The organism is Nannocystis pusilla (assembly GCF_026626665.1).
Classification (GTDB): domain Bacteria; phylum Myxococcota_A; class Polyangia; order Nannocystales; family Nannocystaceae; genus Nannocystis; species Nannocystis pusilla.
Window position 1 is genome coordinate 6,834,661 of record NZ_JAPNKE010000002.1, and the last position, 19,515, is coordinate 6,854,175.

Sequence of the window (19,515 nt, forward strand, 5' to 3'; positions counted from 1 at the left end):
GCGACGCAAGAGTCCCTTGTGCCCGTCGGGTCTACTGCGCGCGCCCGCCTGCCGCCATGTTCTGCCGCAGACAGCGAGGCACAAACCATGGCCAACTTCACCGACAAGGTCGTACTCATCACCGGCATCTCTTCGGGCATCGGTCGCGCGACCGCGCGGGCCTTCGCGGCCGCCGGGGCCCGGCTCGTGCTCGGCAGCCGCGACGCCGGCGCCGGCGACGCTCTGACGGCAGAGCTGCGCGAGCGCGGCACCGAGGCGCTGTTCCTCGCCACCGACGTGACCGCCTCCGGCGGCCTCGAGGCGCTGGTGGCCGCCGGCCTGCGCCGCTTCGACCGCCTCGACGTCGCCGTCAACAACGCCGGGGTCGAGGTCACCGGGGCGATCGACGGCGGCGACGAGGCCGCCTTCGACCGCGCCTTCGACACCAACGTCAAGGGCGTGTGGCGGGCGCTGCGGGCCGAGATCCCCGCGCTCCTGCGCGGCCCCGGCGGCGCGATCGTCAACCTCGGCTCCGTCGCCGGCATGCGCGGCATGCCGGGCGCGAGCGTCTACGCCGCGACCAAGTTCGCGGTCGAGGGTCTCACGCGCTCCGCCGCGCTCGAGCTCGCGCCGCACAAGATCCGCGTCAACGCGGTCGCGCCGGGCCCCGTCGCCACGCCGATGCTCGACCGCTTCACCGGCGGCCACCCCGAGGTCATGGCCCAGCGCGTCCCGCTCGGGCGCCTCGCCGCGCCGGAGGAGATCGCCCGCGCCGTGCTGTGGCTGGCCTCCGACGACGCGTCCTTCGTCACCGGCACCACGCTCGCCGTCGACGGCGGCTTCCTGGCGTGAGCTCCATTCGTCGCTGCGCTCGCGGGCGAGCCGTGGACGCGAGCGCAGCGACGCGCGAGCGCGCAGCACCGCGCGATCCGTCGCGACCATGGATTCGAACGCGAGGCGCGGTCCGGCCTAAGCTCGCGCCGCTTCATGGCCAACTTTCGCGTCCACGTCCTCGGTGCGGCGATCCCCTCGGCGCTCGCGGCAGGTCTGGCGGTCGCGGGCGGCCTGGCGACGCCTCTGGTCGGCGGCGTCTGCTTCGGCCTCGGCGTGCTCGGCGGCATGCTCCCCGACATCGACGCCGACAGCTCCGTGCCGACCCGCATCATCTTCGGCGCCCTCGCCGTGGCCGCGGCCGCGGCGGTCGTCCTGGCGCTCCACGACGACCTCGCGCCGTGGCTCGTCGCGCTCGCGGCCGTCGCCGCCTTCCTGCTGGTCCGCGTCGGCCTGCGTGGCTTCACCGCCTGGCTCTGCGTCCACCGCGGCCTCGTGCACTCGCTCCCGTTCGCCGCGCTGGTCGGCGTCGCGGCGGTGCTCGTCGCCTCGCGCGCCTTCCACCTCGCGCCGACCCCCGCCTGGCTCGCGGGCGTGTTCCTCACCGGCGGCTTTCTCGTCCACCTCGCGCTCGACGAGCTGTTCAGCGTCGACCTCGTCGGCGCGCGCATCAAAGATCCTTCGGCACCGCGCTCAAGCTCGGCAGCCGCCGCCAGTGGTTCATCACCGCCGTGCTCTACGCCGGCGTGGTCGCCCTCGTGACGATCGCCCCGTCCGCCGATCCGTTCGTGCGCGACGTGACCTCCAGGCGCACGCGCGCCGCGATCGCGGCGACCTTCGCCTGGCTGCCCTGACTGTCAGAGGCTCCGTCGGCCGATTCACGCGCGTCGTCTCGCCTTCGATCATGCTCTGCGACGAGCCGATGACCCGCCCCGCGGCCTCACCATCGCGCCGAACTCCGTCCTCTTCCTCGAAGACGGCGACCTCGTGATCCTCGCGGCGGCCGCTGCTGCGCCGTGAATCACACGCTCCGCCGCGACGCAGCACGCGGCGGGACCTCCGCGACTTCGCCCGCGTCCGGCGCTCGCCGGGGCCGTCCATGGGTATGTCCTTCGAGACAGGTCCGGGGATCCACCCCGCCCCGACGCGCCGGCGCGCTTGACAGCGCAGCCGCGATGCCGTGTCCTCCTCGCCCGCATGGCGACCCCTCCCGACGACCTGTTCGAGCAAGTCCTCCCGCTCCTCGGCCGACGCACCGACGATCCCGCGGTCATCGCCTTCCACGCGGCGCGCGGCCTCAAGCCGCCGCCCGTCGTGACCAAGACCGACATGCTCTACGACGTGCGCGACAAGCAGGCCGGCATGGTGTTGAACTACCAGGCGGAGGTGCGGCGCGCCGGCTTCTATCCGCCGCGCAAGGAGGGCGGCAAGTACGTCGCCTATCTGTCGTCGGTCGAGTTCCGCCCGTCGTTCGCCGGGCAGATCGCCGGCGAGTTCACCGTCTCCCTGCCCGAGGCCGACGCGAAGGCGCTGGCCCTGCGGCTCGAGGACGGCACGTGGGACACGTCGATGTACCGCGGCTACGTCGTGCGGCGCGCCGACGGCCACGAGGTCGTGTTCGTCTACGACAGCGACGACGACACCTTCGTCGAGGTGCGCCTCCAGCTCGAGGAGCTCGACGACGCCGATCCGGCGCTCGAGCAGTGGGCCGCGGAGGCGCAGGCGAACGCCGCCCCGACGCCAGCGCGCGTGTTCCCGAAACACGGCAGCCGGGCCCCCGAGAACGAGCCGCTGCCCCCCGCGCTGGCGGCCCTTCATGAATTGCAGGACGGCGACGGCCTCGGCGACATCGACTTCGAGCTGCTGGCGGAGATCGAGGCCGGCGGACCCAAGGCGTGGACCGGCAACCCGGCGGCGGAGCACGAGTTCCGGGTGTTCGCGCAGGACGGCTCGGGCGGCCTGGTCGCGTTCTGGGTCGTCCACCACGACGGCGGCGCAGCGCGGCCGCTGGTCGAGCAGCCCGTCGTGTTCCTCGGCTCGGAGGGCGAGGTCGGCCCGGTCGCCAAGGACCTCGCCGACTTCCTGCACCTGCTGGCCGCCGGCGTCGGGCCGTACGAGGTCGTGCAATATGGATCGACCGAGAGCGAGTCGCCGCAGCCCGCCATCGCCGAGCTCGCGCAGAAGTTCTTCCCCGAGCGCGGCGATCGCGACGCGCAGACGATCGTCCTCGAGGCCCAGCGCGACTACGGCGACCTCGGCGACCGGCTCGCAGCGCTCGACCGGCACTGACCGCGAGCTCGCCCGAACCGCTCCTCACGGGCGCGGACGAGCCGCGGACCGCCGGATACGCAGCCTCGGAGTGATGCTACGCTCGCCGCGCCGATGCCCGACGACGCGCCTCTCGACCGCACCCTCGCCGCGCTCGCGCGCGGGGGCTGAGCGACGTGCTCGTGCTCGGACTCCGCCATTCGCACGAGCTCCCGCTGCCGTACTACCGGCCGCACCTGCTCGCGGGGTTCTGGCTCGAACTCACCGACGGTGTCGTCTGGTTCGACAACGATCAGGGCGTCCTGACGCCGACCCCTGCCGCGCGGCTGCAGCTACCCGACCGGATCGACCGCGACAGCGCCGAGGACATGTGCATCCTCGGCGGCGAGGGCTTCACGCTCGACCGCGCGCGCGAGCCCGCCCCGATCGCCGCGCTCGAGCTGATCGCCGAGGACGACGCGGCCCTGCGCGAGGCCAGGATCGCGGCGGTGTTCCTGCGCTGCACCGACGGCGCCGAGCTGTTCGCACACGCCTGGTCGTTCGAGGGCGTCGCCTTCGGCCGCGCGCCGGAGTACACGACCTGGCGCGAGGAGCAGCCGTACTCGCGACCTGGGGCCGCTTCCGCTGGGAGTCCGCGGACGCGCCGTGGACGTGGGCCTCGCGGCAGACGCTCGGCATGCGCCCGTGAGCCCGCGGGCGCGACGGCTGCCCGCCGCAGGACCGCCAAGATCGCCACGACGCTGACCCGCACGATCGCTCGCGCCCGCTCGTGAGCAGCCCCGCCGCGGTGGCCGGCCGGTCCTGCCGGCAGATTCCGCAGAGCGGCGGCGCGGTCCCTGCCACGAGGCGCGCAAGGCCAGGCTCGTGCCGCGACGGCGCCGCGGCATGACGCGTGCAATCCGGGCCTCGTAGCCCCGCAGCCCGAGGTCGCGACGCTCGCTCCCCACCTCGGCGCGCGACGGCTGCCCGTAGCCGAGCGAAAGCACATGTTGGACCTCCTCGACTTGCTGACCCACCGCCCGCGTGCCCCGCGGACCGACGACGCGCACGACCACCTGGCGATCATGCGCCGGGCCTTCTTCCGCGAGTTCGCCCCGGAGATCCGCCTGGGCGCGGGCCTCGCCCTGTTCCGGGTGTTTGCGATCCCGCGGCTCTCGGCGCTGCTCGCCCGCACCGGCCGATGGACGCACACGCCGACGCGCCGCCTCGGGCGCACGGTCGACCTGCTCAGCATCCTGGTCGCGGACGGCCCCGACGGACCCCACGGCGCCGCCGCGCTGGCGCGCATGAACGCCGCGCACGCCCCTCACGGGCTCGCCAACGACGACATGCTGTACGTCCTCACCACCTTCGTCACCGAGCCCGCGCGGGTGATCGATCGGTACGGTCGACGCCCGCTGCGCCCCGTCGAGCGCGAGGCCGCGTGCCGCTTCTGGCGCGACGTGGGCCGGCGCATGGGCATCCGCGACATCCCCGAGAGCTTCGCGGCGATGGTCGAGCTGGCCCGCGCCTACGAGGCCGAACACCTTCATGATGCCGAGTCCAACCGCGTCGTCGCCGAGGGCGCGCTGTCGGCGATGCTCCAGCGCCTCCCGCCCTCGCTCGCGCCCTTCGGCCGGACCGCCCTGTCCGCGCTGCTCGAGCCGCCGGTGCGCCGCGCCTGCGGCCTGCCCGACGCGCCCCGCCCGCTGACGTGGGCCCTCACCGGCCTGGGCGCGGCGCGCCGCGGCCTCGGCACTCTCGCGCGCGGCTCGACTTCGATGATGTCCTCATGAACATGTTCTTCAAAACATTCTTGAAGAGACATGTCTTAAAAAACATTTCCTGAAGAACATGTCGTGAGGCCATCGTGACCCGGTGAAGCGCCGACCTCGCGGCGCGGAGACGCGGGTTCGATGGCCGGGCGAGGCTCGGTACATGCCGGCCCCGGAGCGCTCCGCTCGCACGCCTGCATGACGCCAGGAGATCCGCGCCTCTCGCGGCGCCGATTTTCGAGCCTGCCCCCGTGAACATGCCCCAAAGACCATCTCCCGCGCCCGGCGCCCGCGCCTGTTCCCATGCCCCGCCGCGGCGTTGTAGACTGCGGCCGTGCGACTCGCTCTCGGCCTCTCGCTGCTCCTGCTGGGCGCCTGCGCCGCGCCCGTCGCTCGCACCGGCGCACCCCGGCCGGCACCCGTCACCGACCCCGTCCCCGCCCCGGTCGACCCCCTCACCGTCCCGACCGCCGATGTCTCCGAGGTCAGCGTCAAGCCGGGCATCAACGACGACTGGCGTCGGCGCGACACCCGGCGGCTGGTGCGGCGGCTGCAGTCCGAGTCGCGGGAGATCTGGGTCCAGCGCGAGCGCGTCGTCGACGTCGTCGCCGCCCGCCCCGGGGCCGTGGTGGCCGACGTCGGCGCCGGCTCGGGCTTCCTCACCTTGCTGCTCGCGCGCGCCGTCGGCCCCGGCGGCAAGGTCTACGCGCTCGACATCAACGGCGGCCTGCTCGACAACATCGCCGCCCAGGCGCGCGCCGCGGGGCTCGGCAACGTCGAGACGATGGTGACCCCCGAGGATCGCACGCCGCTGCCGCCCGACTCGATCGACCTCCTGTTCATGTGCGACGCCTATCACCACTTCGAGTACCCGCGCACCATGATGCGATCGCTGCGCGCCGCCCTGCGCCCGGGCGGCGAGCTGGTGCTCGTCGAGCTCGAGCGGATCCCCGGCAAGACCAGCCCGGCGATGCTCGACCACGTCCGCGCCGGCAAGGACGTCTTCCTCGCCGAGCTGCTCGCCGACGGCTTCGAGCTGGTGCGCGAGGAGGAGGTCGCGGAGCTGACGGAGAATACGTCCTGCGCCTGCGCAAGCCGGCGAGCGCAGACCCGGCGCCGCGCTGACGGCGAGTGCGTGCATTCGCCGGATGCCAATGTCACGAGCCGCAGCGCCCGCGCCACGCCCCGCCGCGCCGGTGCCCCTCTGCGCGTGCCCACATTCGCCGGATGTCAATGTCACGAGTCGCAGCGCCCTCGCCGCGCCCCGCCGCGCCGGTGACCCTCTGCGCGTGCCCACATTCGCCGGATGTCAATGTCACGAGTCGCGGCGCCCTCGCCGCGCCGGTGACCGCTACGCGTGCGTGCTTTCGCCGGATGACAATGTCACGAGTCGCGGCGACCTCGCCGCGCCGGTGAGCGCTGCGCGTGCGTGCTTTCGCCGGATGCCAATGTCATGAGTCGCAGCGCCCTCGCCGCGCGCCGCCGCGCCGGTGACCCCCTGCGCGTGCGTGCTTTCGCCGGATGCCAATGTCACGAGTCGCAGCGCCTACGCCGCGCGCCGCCGCGCCGCAATCCTGGCCCGCCCCTCGAGGTTCGCGCCGGGCGCCGCCGGAGCCCGAGGCCCCTGCGCTCGCACGCCGCGCCGACGTGCTAGAAAGAGCCGAACATGACCGCCGCGAAAGACGACCTCGAGCGACGCCCCGGCGATCGTCGGCGCTCGCCGACGGTCGACCAGTCGCTGCGGGAGTACGGGCGCGGCGTCGCCGGCGGCCTGCTGTTCAGCCTGCCGCTGCTCTACACCGGGGAGATCTGGCGCGCCGGCGAGCTGCTCCCGCCGGAGCGGCTGCTGCTCGGCCTCGGCGGCGTGTTCGTGCTCCTGCTCGGCTACAACCGCTACGCCGGGCTGCGGCAGGACGCCGGCGCGCTCGAGGTCGTGCTCGACTCGATCGAGGAGCTCGGCCTCGGCCTGCTGCTCTCGGCCGCGCTGCTGGTCCTGCTCGGGCGCATCGACGCCGACATGGCCGGGCCCGAGCTGCTCGGCAAGGTGCTGGTGGGCGGCCTGGCGGTGGCGATCGGCGTCTCGGTCGGCACCGCCCAGCTCGGCGGCGGCGACGACGAAGACAGCGGCATGAGCGACGAGCGCGACGACCTGAGCTTCGTCGGTCAGATGTCGCTGTCGCTGTGCGGCGCGGTGCTGGTCGCCGCCAACATCGCCCCGACCGAGGAGATCCCCGAGATCGCCGGCACCCTCCACGAGTGGTCGCTGCTCGGCCTCACCGGCGTCACCCTGGCCGTCGGTGCGCTCGTCCTCCACTTCAGCGACTTCGTCAACACCTCCCGCAACGGCGACGAGCCGCCGCGGATCGCCGTGCTCAGCGGCTCGCTCGCCAGCTACGTCGCCGCCGTCCTCGCCTCGGTCGCCCTGCTGTGGTTCTTCGGCCGCTTCGACGGCTGCGACCTCCCGGCCTGCCTCGCGCAGGTCATCGTCCTCGGCCTCCCCACCGCCATCGGCGCGTCCGCCGGGCGCCTGCTCCTCCAAGCGCGATGACCATCCGCAGAATTGGCTCGAATGGACCGTGTTCGCCGTCGGCCTCGCGCTGGTGCTCGGGATCGTCGGCTACCTCGTCATCCTCGCGGTGCGCCACGAAGACCGGCCGCCGCGGCTCGGCGTCCACGTCGGCGCCGCGTCGCGCACCGAGGACGTCGAGCCCCCGCACTACGTGGTCCCGGTGACCGTCACCAACCACGGCGACCGCACCGTCGGCGACGTCCACGTCGAGGTCACCCTCGTCCGCGACGGCGCCCCCGTCGAGCGCACCGAGCTGACCCTGCCCGAGGTGCCCCGCCGCTCGAGCCGCGCCGGCGCCTCGACCCTGCAGACCGACCCCGCCCCCGGCCAGCTCCGCGCCCGCGTGCTCGGCTACAGCGAGCCGTGAGGGCGCGCCCCGAATCTGTAAGAGGAGACGTGTCACCGAGGCCATGTCCTTCGCAGCATGTCCTCGAGAGCATGTCCTTCAATACACCTCGCGCGCGTCGCCCTCCTACGCGGGTGCGGCGGGCGACCGCGGCAGGCCGCGCAGCATCGCCACGACGAGCACCGAGAGGTCGAGGTCGACGCGCCCGCCGAACACGCCGCTCACCGTGAACGACCGGATCGCCACCATCGCCGCGCCGACGACGAGCCCGAGCAGGCCGAGGCCCATCCGTTCGAAGGTCGGAGTCAGCCCGAGCTCGGACATCGGCTCGCGCTCGAGGCGGTAGACCAGCGCGGTCGCGGCGAGCACGAGCAGCGGATACGCGAACGGCACGCCGAGCAGACCGGCGATCGGGACGAGCGCCGCCATGGCCAGGAGGTAGCGCGCGATACGAAAGAAGAGCACGCGCGACGGTAGCACGCCGCGTCGGCGGGCACGAAGCCGCGGCGCACCCGCGGTCACGGTGCATGTCCGAAGGGCCCTGTCCTCCGAGACATCCTCACAATGACGGCCCCGGCGCCCTCAGCCCGCGCGGACCGGCAGCTGCGCCAGCGCCTGCTCGACCTCGGCGAGCTCCTGCGCGCGGCCCGGGTCGCGCTTCAGCAGCGCGCGCGCCTGCTCGAGCGCCACCCTCGCGGCCCCGACCTCGCCGGTGCCCTGCAGCGCCTTCGCCTTGTTGCGCAGCACCAGCAGCAGCAGCTCCTCGCCGGGCTGGCCGGCGGCGCGAGCCACCGGCTCCGCCGCAGCGAACCGCTGCAGCGCCTCCGCGTGGCGCTGCAGCGCCACCAGACTCTCGCCCAGGTTGCTCTCGGTGATCGCGCGATGCAGATGTCCTTCGGGCAAGATGCGCTCCTGCAGCCGCAGCGCCTCGCCGTAGGCCGGCACCGCCCCCGCGAAGTCGCCGCGCCAGTGCAGCACCGCCCCGAGGTTGACCAGCGCGGCCGCCAGGTCCGGGTGGTCGCCCGGCAGCACCTGGCGGTAGATCGCCAGCGCCCGGCGGGCATGGTGCTCCGCGCGACCGAGCTCGCCCTCCGCGCTCGCCTGGCCCATCAGCGACGAGTGGGCCCGCCCGCACTCGACGCAGACCGAGCCGTACGTGTCGGTCCAGATCGCCAGCGCCGCCTCGAGCAGCTCGCGCGCCCGCCCCGGCTCGCCCGACCCCAGCAGCAGCACCCCGAGGTCGTGCGCCACGCGGGCGCGCTGCGGGTGGCGCGGCCCCAGGTGCTCCGCGCCCAGCCGCTGCGCCTCGCCGAAGCGGGCCAGCGCCTCGTCGTGGCGACCGAGGGCCTCGAGCGCGTTGGCCAGGCTCTGCAGCGTGCGGATCGACTCGAGCGGCGGACCGCCGGCGAAGCGCAGCCGCTCGAAGGCCTCGCGGTGCAGCCGCACCGCCTCCGCGTGGCGGCCCTCGGCCACGGCCGCGACCCCGAGCGCGTTGAGCAGCGTGGCCCGCCGCGGCCCGCTGTCGCCGATCCGGTCGAGCAGCGCCTGGGCCCGGCGGGCCCGCTCGCGCATCCGCTCGGGGTCGACCTGCAGGCGCGCCGCCACCGTCGCCAGCGCGACCCATCCGCTGGCCACCGTGTCGTCGAGCCCGCGCGCCTCGGCGACGTCGATCGCGGCCAGCAAGTTGCTCTCGGCCGCCGCGATCTCGCCGTCCTCGGCCCGCATGCGCCCGACGGTCAGCAGCGCGTCGGCCTGCAGCCCCGGATCGCCGACCGCCTCGGCCCGCGCCCGCACCTGCTCGGCCAGCCGCAGCGCCTCGCGCCGCATGCCCGCCGCCGCCTGCACCCGCGCGGCGATCAGCGCCCGCCGCAGGGCGTCGACGAGACCTGTCTTTTCGACCATGTCACCGTCGTCGTCGCCCGGCGCGCGACAGCCGTCGATCGGCGGCAGCGCCTCGACCACGCCCATCGCCTGCTCCGCGTCCGCCCCGCCGGCGAACGCCAGCACCTCGATCGCGCGCCCGAGCCCCAGGGCCGCGCGCTCGAGGCAGCCGATCTGCCGGTGCAGCCGCGCCGCCGAGTCCGCCGACAGCTCCGTCGTCGCCTCGCAGGCCCGCCGGCGCGCCTGTTGCCATGCGTCCGCGTAGTCGTCGAGCGCCGCGGTCACGCGCCGGCCGAGCGCGCGTGTACTCGCCCGGCGCGGCGAAGCCGGCGACCAGCGCCTCGCGCTGCGACGTCCCCCACACCGCGTCGATGCGGCGCGCCGCCGCCTCGCACGAGGCCGCGCGCGGCCCCTCGCTCTCGGACGCCATCAAGCCGGCGAAGCCGCCCGTCACCAGCAACGCCACCGCCACCGCGACGGCCCGCCACCACCGCGCCGGGTCGCGCTCGAGCGCCGCGATCAGCGGCTCGAACGTCGCGTAGCGCTGCGCCGCCGCCGGCGCCAGGCCTCGCGCCAGCGCGCGATCGATCCGCCGCGGCACGTCGCCCTTGCCCGCGCGCGTCTTCGTCGGGTCGCTGCGGTACTCCGGCCGCTGCCCGTGCAGCGCCTCGTACAGCGACACGCAGAAGCTGTAGATGTCGCTGCGGACATCGGGAGGCCGACCCGCGCGCTGCTCCGGCGCCATGTAAGCCGGCGTGCCGACCACCGCCCCGGTGCGCGTCAGCGGCGAGTCGAGCGACGACGAGGCGATCGGCGGGGTGGCCGGGGGCGCGTCGCCGGTGACCTCGACCGCGGGCCGGGCCAGGCCGAAGTCGACCACGTAGACGCGGCCGTCGTCGCCGACCAGCACGTTGTCGGCCTTGAAGTCGCGGTGGACCAGGCCGGCCGCGTGCGCCGCTTGCAGCCCGCGCGCCGCGGCCACGTACATCGCGACCGTGTGCCGCCACGGCCGCTCGCGCTCGCGCTGCCAGGCCCGCAAGGTCTGGCCGTGGATCCGCGCCATCACGATGAAGATCTGGCCGCGGAATTTGCCGAAGTCGTGCAGCTCCACCACGTTCGGGTGGCGCACCTGCGCCAGCAGCCGGGCCTCGCGCAACAGCCGACTCTCGAGCGACGCGGGCCCGTCGACGCGCGCCAGCTTGATCGCCACCTCGCGCCCGAGCATCGGATCGTGGGCCGCGTAGACCGTCCCCATGCCGCCGGCGCCGATCCGGCCCAGCACGCGATAGCGGCCGATCTGCTGCGGCTCGTCCGACTCGGGCAAGAGCTCGTCCCGCGGCCACGCGTCGGCGTCGACGGTGTCGCGGTCGACGAGCGCCTTGCTCTCGCGGGTGGTCGCCTCCACGTCACCGCCTCGCCTCGAAGCGTGCGAATCTCCTGCATAAAGCCGGTAACACGCGGCCCGCGGCGTGACAAGGTCCTCACGGAGGGCGGGATCACGCGACCGGCCGTGAAAGTCGCGCCCGCGCGGTAGCCCGGCCGCGCGCACTTGCTATAGAGTCGCGCCTCGATGGCGAACTACACATCGACGATTCCCGTCCACTTCAGCGAGGCCAGCGACGCCGCCGGCTATGTGCTGCTGCTCGAGTCCGACGCCTCGGCCGCGGTGCCGCCGCAGATGAACCCGCGCGACGAGGTGACCGCCACCACCACCGCCAGCTCCGTGCAGTGCACCGTCGACTCGACGGGCGGCAGCCCCTCGGTCACCGGCGTCACCGCCACCCCGATCGGCAGCGCCCCGTCGGTCTCGTTCACGGGCAGCGCCGGCGTCTACACGGCCAACTTCCCGGCCACCCTGACCACCGACTACTCCTGGCGCGTCGAGGTCACCATCGACGCCACCGAGCGCCTCGGCAAGAAGATCGTCCTCGACCCGATCCTCATCATCCGCAAGACCAACTGAGCCCGCCGCGTATCATACGAGTGGCTTGAAGGTCATGTCCTGAAGGACCTATGATCAATCGGTCCGCTCACCGCGCCGCGAGCGGGTGAGCGGCGAGCCAGGCGTCGAGGGCGGCGACGCGGGCCGCCCCGGCCTCGCCGCGACCGGCGTGGAACGCCCGCGCCTCGCCGGCCAGCTCGCGCGCGTGGACCCTGCCGGCGGGGTCCTCCCACTCGAGCTCGGCCAGCAGCTCGGCCGCCCGCGCCCGGTGAAAGCGCGGCAGCGCGTCGATCTGCCGCTCCGCCTGGCGCGCGAACACCTCGTGCGCCAGCCTCAACCGCTCACGCGCCGCCGCCTTGTCGCCGCGCCCGAGCTCCGCCTCGCCCTGCACCAGCCAGGCCTCGGCGCGCGGCAGCTCGATCCACGGCCGGTCCGCGGTCGCGTACGGCGCCCACATCTCCGCCGCCCGCTCGGCCGCCGCGATCGCCTCCGCGAACTCGCCGCGCAGCCGCGCCTCGTGGGCCCGCGCCAGCTGCCGGCGCGCGTCGACGCCGACCCGCGGCGCCCCGGCCTCGCAGGTCGCGGCCTCGCCGTAGCGGGCCAGCGCCGCAGTCAGGTCGTCGCGCTCGCGGGCGATGCCGCCGAGCAACAGCCCGCACTCGGCGCACGACGGGTCGCGCCGCTCCGCGGGAGCGACGACCCGGTCGTAGCCGGCGCACGCATCGGTGAGCTGCTCGTCGGCCTCCGCCAGGTCGAGCGCGGTGCGTCCGCGATACAGCCGGAGGTTGAGCAGGTCGAGGTGGTCCTCACCGAGCAGCTCGCGGAAGATCGCCTCCGACCGCGTGAACCCGTCGCGCCGACGCGCCGGGTCGTCGGTGAGCACGGCGAGGAGGCGCAGGAAGTTGGCCGCCTCGAACGGGTCGGCGTCGACCACCGACTCGAGATCGTTCGTCGCCTCGACGACGGTCCTGCGCGCCGCCGCCACGTCGCCGGCCGCCAGGTGGACGGTGGCGAGGTTGGCCAGCAGGCGGCGGCGGGCGAACGCGTGCGGGCCCTGGCGATCGACCAGCACCTGCGCCACAGGCACGTCGCCGAGGATCTCAGCCGGCCGCTCGTGACCGGTCTGCGCCCGCCCGTAGACGAGGCGCGCGACCACCTCGGCGGCCGTCGGATCGTCGCCCGCAGCCAGCGCGTCGGCGAGGGCGAGCCGCAGAGCGCTCACGGCGTCGACCCAGGCCCCGCGGACCATCGCCACCCGCGCCGCGGCCAGGCGCGCCTGCCCGACCAGCCCGCGCTCGCCCAGCGCCTCGGCGTCGGCCAGGGCCCCCGCGATCTCGCCGTCGGCCTCGCCAAGGCGCCCGGCGTCCGCGAGCGTGCGCGCGCCGTCGAGTCGGCGCTCCACCGCCGCGACCTCGCTCGCGCGCGCCGGGTCGCGCGCGGGCGTGGCCAGCAGCGCGTCGACGCGGGCGCAGTCGGCGATCGCCGGCAAGCCGGCGACCACGCGGACGACGTCGTCGCCGGGTCGGGTCGCGCGGACCAGCTGCACGGCCCCTTCGAAGGCGCTGCGGCGGCGGTCGAGGCAACGGCTGCGGAGCTCGCGGACGGCCTCCGAGTCGGCCCCGCGCCGGTGATCGAGGCAGACCTCGCGCCGCGCGGCCGACCACGCGTCGGCGTAGCGCTGCAGCCCGTCCTGCACCCGCTCGCGCTGCTCCGGCTGGCGGACGACCTCGGCCAGCGAGCTCGCCAGCGCGGCCTTCACTCCGTCGTTCCACAGCTCGGCGAGCCCCGTCTCCGCGCCGCTGCAGGCCGCCTCGCCGGCCGGCATCGCCCACGTCAGCGCCGCCGCGGCCGCGCCCCCGCCGAGCGCCACGAGGCCGCCCGCCAGCAGCCAGCGCCGGCGTCGCGCGCCGCGGTCGTGCGTCAGGTCGGCGAGCAGCCGCTCCAGGCTCGCCGGTCGGTCCGCGGGCGCGAACGCGAGGCCGCGCCGCAGCTGCTCGAAGATCGCCCGCGGCACCGGGCTCGCCGCCGGCGGCTCGGCCAGCGCGCCGGCGCGGATCTTGGCCAGCAGCGTCGCCAGGTCGTCGGCGCGGAACGGGCGGCGGCCGTAGAGCGCCTCGTACAGCGCGACGCAGAACGAGAACAGGTCGCTGCGCGCGTCGGCGCGGCCGCCGTCGAACTGCTCCGGGGACATGTACGCCGGCGTCCCGAGCAGCACCCCGCTCTGCGTCAACGGCACCGCGAACGCGGTCGACGGCGCCGCCGCGGCCGCGCCCTTCGCTGCAGATGCATCACCGCCCTCGAGCTGGCGCGCGAGCCCGAAGTCGGCGACCCGGGCCCGCCCGTCCGCGCCGATCAACACGTTGTCCGGCTTGAAGTCGCGATGCACGATCCCCGCCGCGTGCGCCGCCGCCAATCCGCGCCCCGCCTCGACGAACACCCGCACGATCGTCCGCCACGGCCGCGGCCCGGCCTCGAGCCACGCCCGCAGCGTCTGGCCCGCGACCAGCTCCATCGCCAGGAACACCTGGCCGTCGTGCACCCCGACGTCGTGGATCTGCACCACGTTCGGGTGCGACAGCCGGGCCAGCGCCTGGGCCTCGCGCAGCAGTCGGACGCTCGACTCGGGCCCGGCGGCCAGCAGCTTGAGCGCGACCCGCCGGTCGAGCTCCGGGTCGTAGGCCGCCAGCACCACTCCCATGCCGCCGGCGCCGACCCGGTCGATCACCACGTAGCGACCGACGCGGCCCGACGTCGGCACCGCCCGCTGCAGCGCCGCGTCGCTGGCCTGGGCCGTGCGGCCCGAGGCCTCGGTGTCGGCGGTCCCCGAGGGGCTGCGATCGAGCGACGGCGTCGCCGGGTTGTGGCGCTCGCCGGCGCGGGTGATCTCGTCGTCGTTCACGCAGTGACCTGTCCTTTCACTCAGCCAGGGGCAGGCGCCAGCTCGTCCACTCGTGCTGCTCCGTCGTCACCATCTGCGGCGTGCAGGTCGGCAAGGTGCAGCGGACCGCGACCTCGGCGAGCGTCGCCAGCCGCGATGCCGGCCTCGTTGGGTTCGCCGGACAGGCTGAGCTTGTCGAGCGGGTACTCGTTGGCGTGCGCCGAATTCGAGCCGTTCCCGCAGTTGGGGCATCCGGTGTCGTCGCGGAGCTCGAGCTCGCCCTCCGGCTCGCTCGCGCAAGCCCCGAACATCGCCGTCACCCCGAGAACAAACCCGACTTTCTCGATCATACGCATCTTCATGACCCCATCTCCTCCTCGTCGTCACGCTCGCCACGGTTCCTGCTCTTTCGGACAGCTCAGGGCACGCTCCAGGTGGTCCACTCGTGCGGCACCGTCGCCGCCATCTGCGTCGTGCACAGCGGCAGGGTGCACTGGTTCTGGACCACGCCGAGCGTCGTAAACCGCGGGTTGCTGAGGCAGATCGCCCCGTCCTCGTCCCACAGCGCCTCGACGTCCGCCCACGCCGTCCCGTACGCCGACGGCACCGTCTCCGCGTCGTTCACCCAGCCCACGTGGGTGCCGAACTCGGTAAACGAATAGCCGGTGCCGCAGTAATCCGCGGTGATCATGCGGAGCGTCGCCTGGCGCTGGTCCAGGGTCGCGGGGGCGCTCGCTCCGGGGAAGTTTTGGTTGGGGCCGTAGCCGAGCCGCTTGAGCTTGTAGACCGCGTTGAGCTCGCAGGCGATCGTGATCCACTCGCCGTTCACCGTGATGTCATGGGTCTCGTCGTCGTACAGCTCGCCGCGGACGATGGTGGCCATGATCATGTCGTCGCCGTCCTCCTCCGGGTCGGGGCAGATCGGGAGCAGCTCGCCGGGATTCTTCGGGTTGTGGTACGCGAGCTCGTAGATGGACACGTCGGGCCCGTCCGTCGCCAGCGACGCGACCGTGCCGTAATCGACGATCTCGATCTCGATCAGGCCCGCCTTCTCCTCGTACAGCTTGATCGTCCAGCCGACCAGGTCCTCGCCCACCGCCACGAAGGTATCGGTCGTGGTATCCCACGCCCCCAGCTCCTGCCCGGAGGTCCGCAGGGTGTAGCTCGAGCCGAGCGGGCTCTTGATCGCGGTCACGGTGATCCCCGCGTCGTTGGGCCACCCGTACAGGTTGAGCTGGTCGATCGGGTAGCCGTTGGCCTTGGCCGAATTCGAGCCGTTCCCGCAGTTGGTGCATCCGGTCGTCGTGTCGCGGAACGCGAGCTCGTCGTCCTCGGGCGCGCACGCCCCGGCCAGCAGCCCGACCGAACAAATCATCGTAATCATACGCATTTTCATGAATTCCATCGCCGTCGTTCGCCTCGGAGGTCCTTGGAGCACCGCCCGTTCCACCCGCACTTCCTCAGTCAATCTCCGAGCTTACGCGCCGCCGGACAGATTTGCCCTGGTTGACCCCGCGAGGGCGCATGGGACAACATCGGCGATGTCCCCGGGGACACCGGGATGTCCCATGGTATCGCGCCAGCGCCCCGACGACGATGTGACACTGGAGCGCTCGCGCACGGCCGAGGTCGCGGCCGAACGGGGTTCCACGGGCGCCGCCCGGCTCGTGATCGTCCACCCGCCCGAGCTCCGGCGCGTCGTCGACCTCGGCCCCGCCGCGGTCACGCTTGGCCGCCAGCCGCCGGCCCCCAGCGGCCTCGCGGTCGCGCACCCGACCCTGTCGCGGGTCCACGCCGAGCTCCGCTTCGACCGCGGCGCCCACTGGCTGCGCGACCTGCAGTCGCGCAACGGCACCTGTCTGCAAGGACAGGCGATAAGCGAACTGCCGCGAGCCCTCGCTCACGGCGCCGTCATCCGCATAGGCGACGTCCTGCTGATCTATGAGATGGCCCAGGACCCGCGCGGCCGCGTCGACCCGCCCGAGGTCGACCGCGCCGCCATCCCCGGCGACTCGCTGGCGATCGCGGCCCTGCGCAGCGCCGTGCTGCGGGTCGCCGGTCAGCGCAGCCCGGCGCTGGTGATCGGCGAGACCGGCACCGGCAAGGAGCGGATCGCCGCCGAGATCCACCGCCTCAGCAAGCGCCGCGGCGAGCTGATCGTGGCCAACTGCGCCGCCCTCAGCCCGACGCTGATCGAGAGCCAGCTGTTCGGCCACGACCGCGGGGCGTTCACCGGCGCGAGCCAGCGCTCGAGCGGCCTGTTCCGCGCCGCCGAGGGCGGCACCCTCGTGCTCGACGAGATCGGCGAGCTGCCGCTCGAGCTGCAACCCAAGCTGCTGCGCGCGATCGAGTACGGCGAAATCATCCCGGTCGGCTCGTCGCGGGCGCAGAGCGTCGACGTGCGGGTCGTCGGCGCCACCAACCGCGACCTCGGCCGCGAGGTCGAGGCCAGCCGGTTCCGCCGCGACCTCTACGCCCGCCTCGCCCTCGCCGAGCTGCGCGTGCCGCCCCTGCGCGAGCGCCGGGCCGACCTGCTCGACTGGCTCGACCGCCTGTTCGGCTCCGTCAACGGCACCTTCGCCGCCGCGCTGTCGACCAGCGCCGCCGAGGCGATCCTGCTCCACGCCTGGCCCGAGAACCTGCGCGGCCTGCATCGCCTGGTGATGGACTGCCGCAGCCTCACCGCCCCGATCCGCCCCGGCCAGCTGCCGGCGTGGCTGACCACCCCGACGCCCCCCGACGCTCCGCCCCCGCCCCCGCCGAGGCCGTCGCCCCGCCCCCCGCCGCCGCCAGGGAGACCCGCGCCTATCGCCCCCGCCCCCCGCGCGAGGAGCTCCTGCGCGTGCTCGAGGAGCACGAGTGGAGCATCCGCGCGACCGCCAAGCACTACGAGCGCGACCGCAAGCAGATCAGCCGGTGGATCGGATTTTACACGATCGCCCTGCCCGGCCGCGAGTGAACGCAAATCGACATATTTTTAAGGACATGTCTTTGAAAGCATGTCCTCAAGGCCACGCCGATGCTGCCGCACATCCTGAAGGCCCCATCGAGCCGCGGCCGCCGGCGCCCTGCACCGCATGACCTGTAGCGTCGACTCGCGCCCACGCATATCCTGAAGGACATGTCGATCCGGGCCCGCCGACGCCCCGCCTCCGCAGGTCCTGAAGCGTCGATTCGCGCCCACGCCTGTCCCGAAGGTCACGTCACTTCCCGCCCGCCACCGCATGTCCTGAAACATCGACTCGCGCCCCGCATGTCCCTGAGGCCACGTCACCACCCGCCCCGCCGGCACCCCGCCTCCGCATGTCCTGAAGCCCACGTCGCCTCACGCCCCGCCGTCGCTCCGCTTCCGCATGCTCGAAGCGTCGCGCGCCCGCCGGCGCCCACCTCTGCGTCTTCTGACGCGCCGGCGCCCCGCCTCCGCATGTCCTGAAGACCACGTCACCCCGCGCCCCGCCGGTGCTACCCTGATTGCGATGGCCCCGCCCGCACCGCCGCGCCTGCCGACCCTCGCGGTCGGCGTGATCGGCCACGTGCACGACGGCAAGACGGCGCTCACCGCCGCGCTCACCCGCATCACCGCCGGCCAGCCGCGCACCCACGAGCAGCTGCTCGACTACTGCGAGCGCCTCACCGGCATCACCGTCCTCGCCAAGTGCATCGAGTACTGCACCGAGCGGCGGCGGATCGTCCACTGGGACTGCCCCGGCCACCCCGACCGCTGCAAGAACACCATCAAGGCGCTGTCGCAGGTCGACGTCGTCATCCTGGTCGTCTCGGCCGCCGCCGGCCCGCGCGAGCAGACGCGCGAGCACCTGCAGTACGCGCGGGCCCTCGCCGTCACCCACGTGATCGTGTTCCTGAACATGTGCGACCTGCTGGACTCGCCCGAGCTGCTCGACCTCGTCGAGCTCGAGACGCGCGAGCTCCTGCACGCGTGCGGCTTCGACGGCGACACGGCCCCCGTGATCCGCGGCTCGGCGGCGCAGGCCGACCGCGACGAATGGCGCGAGCCGCTGTACGCCCTGCGCGACGCCCTCGACGCCGCGCCCTTGCGCATCCACGATGCCGCGGGCGCGCTGCTGCTGCCGGTCGTGCGCACCTACAGCCGGTGGTTCGGCCGCCGCGCCGGCGCGGCGCAGGTGCCGAGCACCGTGCTGGCCGGCCGCATCGAGCGCGGCACCCTGCGCACCGGCGACATGCTCGAGCTCGTCGGCCACGCCCCGACCCGCCGCGGCCAATGTGTACAGCTCCGCGCGTTCGACCGCGTGGTCGACGAGCTCGCCGCCGGCGAGTCGGCCGGATGCCAGCTCGGCGAGGTCCCGCCGTGGGAGGTCACTCCCGGCATGGTCCTCACCAGCCCCGACGCGCTCACGACCCACCGCCGCGTCATCGCTCGCCTGTCGCTGCCGCCGCGGACCTCCGCCCGCCCGCGCAGCAGCTGGCGAGGCCCGTCCGCGATCGCCAGCGGCTACCGGCCGCACCTCTACGTCCGCACCGCCGACATCACCTGCACCATCATGCTGCCGGACGCCTCCCGCGCCGAACCAGGCGAGCGCGTCGCCGCGGAGCTCGTGCTCGACGTCCCGACCGTGCTCGCCGGCGCCCCCGGCTTCATCCTCCGCGACGCCCACTCGACGGTCGCCACCGGCGAGATCGTCGAGCTCCTCGACTGAGGTTTGTTGTTTCGTTGATATGACCGAAAGGACATATCACTCCGGCCTGCGACGCGACGACAGAAGAAGCGCGGTCACTCCCCGCCACTGACTATAAGAAATAAGCGAGTGTTCCCCGAAATAATCCGGCCCGCGACGCAGTCCTCGCAGCTCTCCATGTCACGCGCGACACGACGCCTCGCCGCCACCCTGCTCTCGGCGGCTCGCGCCCTCCGACCGCGCGGCATGTCCCGCGCGACACGGCTCCTCTTCACCGCGACCCTGCTCTCACCCGCCTGCGCCGGCCGACCGCATGAACCGCCGCTGACCGCGGCAGCCCTGCGCGCCGAGCTCGATCGCCACACCTGCGCGCGCTGGGAGCCGGAGGTGAAGCAGTGGAGCCTGCTCCTGT

General features: G+C 73.8%; 18 protein-coding genes. 12 read left to right on the forward strand and 6 right to left on the reverse strand.

The features are described 5' to 3' along the window. The first annotated feature begins 87 nt into the window (after nt 1-87). From OV079_RS30145 to OV079_RS30185, 9 genes are all read left to right on the forward strand, one after another. On the forward strand, nt 88-831 hold the full coding sequence (locus OV079_RS30145; protein ID WP_267772430.1) for an SDR family NAD(P)-dependent oxidoreductase: 744 nt from the start codon (nt 88-90) through the stop codon (nt 829-831). A 135-nt stretch (nt 832-966) separates the two neighbouring features. Then, nucleotides 967-1,572 (forward strand): metal-dependent hydrolase, encoded by a 606-nt coding sequence (locus tag OV079_RS30150; protein ID WP_267772433.1) that lies wholly within the window; start codon nt 967-969, stop codon nt 1,570-1,572. Further along, nucleotides 1,542-1,664 carry a hypothetical protein gene (locus tag OV079_RS30155; protein WP_267772435.1) on the forward strand — a complete coding sequence of 41 codons (123 nt, stop codon included), beginning with the start codon at nt 1,542-1,544 and terminating at the stop codon, nt 1,662-1,664. Before OV079_RS30150 ends, OV079_RS30155 begins: the two co-directional genes overlap by 31 nt. Nucleotides 1,665-2,007: 343 nt before the next feature. Next, nucleotides 2,008-3,099: a hypothetical protein gene (locus OV079_RS30160; protein ID WP_267772437.1), complete on the forward strand. Its 1,092-nt coding sequence runs from the start codon at nt 2,008-2,010 to the stop codon at nt 3,097-3,099. Between the two features lie 155 nt (nt 3,100-3,254). After that, nucleotides 3,255-3,851, forward strand: a complete 597-nt coding sequence (locus OV079_RS30165; RefSeq protein ID WP_267772439.1) for a hypothetical protein — start codon at nt 3,255-3,257, stop codon at nt 3,849-3,851. 213 nt (nt 3,852-4,064) lie between these two features. Continuing rightward, entirely contained in the window at nt 4,065-4,853 is a 789-nt protein-coding gene (locus OV079_RS30170; RefSeq protein ID WP_267772441.1) for an oxygenase MpaB family protein, read from the forward strand. Nucleotides 4,854-5,166: 313 nt separating this feature from the next. After that, nucleotides 5,167-6,111 (forward strand): class I SAM-dependent methyltransferase, encoded by a 945-nt coding sequence (locus OV079_RS30175; protein WP_267772443.1) that lies wholly within the window; start codon nt 5,167-5,169, stop codon nt 6,109-6,111. Between the two features lie 387 nt (nt 6,112-6,498). Continuing rightward, on the forward strand, nt 6,499-7,380 hold the full coding sequence (locus OV079_RS30180; protein ID WP_267772445.1) for a TIGR02587 family membrane protein: 882 nt from the start codon (nt 6,499-6,501) through the stop codon (nt 7,378-7,380). A 28-nt stretch (nt 7,381-7,408) separates the two neighbouring features. Further along, nucleotides 7,409-7,768 carry a hypothetical protein gene (locus OV079_RS30185; RefSeq protein WP_267772446.1) on the forward strand — a complete coding sequence of 120 codons (360 nt, stop codon included), beginning with the start codon at nt 7,409-7,411 and terminating at the stop codon, nt 7,766-7,768. A gap of 105 nt (nt 7,769-7,873) precedes the next feature. On the opposite strand, the gene OV079_RS30190 is transcribed toward OV079_RS30185, so the two are convergent. The 3 genes from OV079_RS30190 to OV079_RS30200 form a co-directional block, all read right to left on the reverse strand. Then, nucleotides 7,874-8,212, reverse strand: a complete 339-nt coding sequence (locus OV079_RS30190) for a hypothetical protein (protein ID WP_267772448.1) — start codon at nt 8,210-8,212, stop codon at nt 7,874-7,876. 117 nt (nt 8,213-8,329) lie between these two features. Next, nucleotides 8,330-9,715, reverse strand: a complete 1,386-nt coding sequence (locus OV079_RS30195; RefSeq protein ID WP_338089106.1) for a tetratricopeptide repeat protein — start codon at nt 9,713-9,715, stop codon at nt 8,330-8,332. Beyond that, nucleotides 9,651-11,033, reverse strand: coding sequence for a serine/threonine-protein kinase (locus OV079_RS30200; protein WP_267772449.1), 1,383 nt, complete (start codon nt 11,031-11,033; stop codon nt 9,651-9,653). The genes OV079_RS30195 and OV079_RS30200 overlap by 65 nt, the downstream gene beginning before the upstream one ends. Nucleotides 11,034-11,198: 165 nt before the next feature. Between OV079_RS30200 and OV079_RS30205 the strand changes: the two genes are divergently transcribed. Next, nucleotides 11,199-11,591, forward strand: a complete 393-nt coding sequence (locus tag OV079_RS30205) for a hypothetical protein (RefSeq protein WP_267772450.1) — start codon at nt 11,199-11,201, stop codon at nt 11,589-11,591. A gap of 67 nt (nt 11,592-11,658) precedes the next feature. On the opposite strand, the gene OV079_RS30210 is transcribed toward OV079_RS30205, so the two are convergent. The 3 genes from OV079_RS30210 to OV079_RS30220 are packed head-to-tail and all read right to left on the reverse strand — an operon-like array spanning nt 11,659 to nt 15,823. Then, nucleotides 11,659-14,469 carry a protein kinase domain-containing protein gene (locus tag OV079_RS30210; protein WP_267772451.1) on the reverse strand — a complete coding sequence of 937 codons (2,811 nt, stop codon included), beginning with the start codon at nt 14,467-14,469 and terminating at the stop codon, nt 11,659-11,661. A gap of 20 nt (nt 14,470-14,489) precedes the next feature. Continuing rightward, nucleotides 14,490-14,810, reverse strand: a complete 321-nt coding sequence (locus tag OV079_RS30215) for a hypothetical protein (protein WP_267772452.1) — start codon at nt 14,808-14,810, stop codon at nt 14,490-14,492. A gap of 56 nt (nt 14,811-14,866) precedes the next feature. Then, on the reverse strand, nt 14,867-15,823 hold the full coding sequence (locus OV079_RS30220; RefSeq protein ID WP_267772453.1) for an ADYC domain-containing protein: 957 nt from the start codon (nt 15,821-15,823) through the stop codon (nt 14,867-14,869). A 193-nt stretch (nt 15,824-16,016) separates the two neighbouring features. Between OV079_RS30220 and OV079_RS30225 the strand changes: the two genes are divergently transcribed. Beyond that, entirely contained in the window at nt 16,017-17,429 is a 1,413-nt protein-coding gene (locus OV079_RS30225) for a sigma-54-dependent Fis family transcriptional regulator (RefSeq protein ID WP_267772454.1), read from the forward strand. Nucleotides 17,430-17,924: 495 nt separating this feature from the next. Continuing rightward, nucleotides 17,925-19,124 carry a GTP-binding protein gene (locus tag OV079_RS30230; RefSeq protein WP_267772455.1) on the forward strand — a complete coding sequence of 400 codons (1,200 nt, stop codon included), beginning with the start codon at nt 17,925-17,927 and terminating at the stop codon, nt 19,122-19,124. The last annotated feature ends 391 nt before the right edge of the window (nt 19,125-19,515 follow it).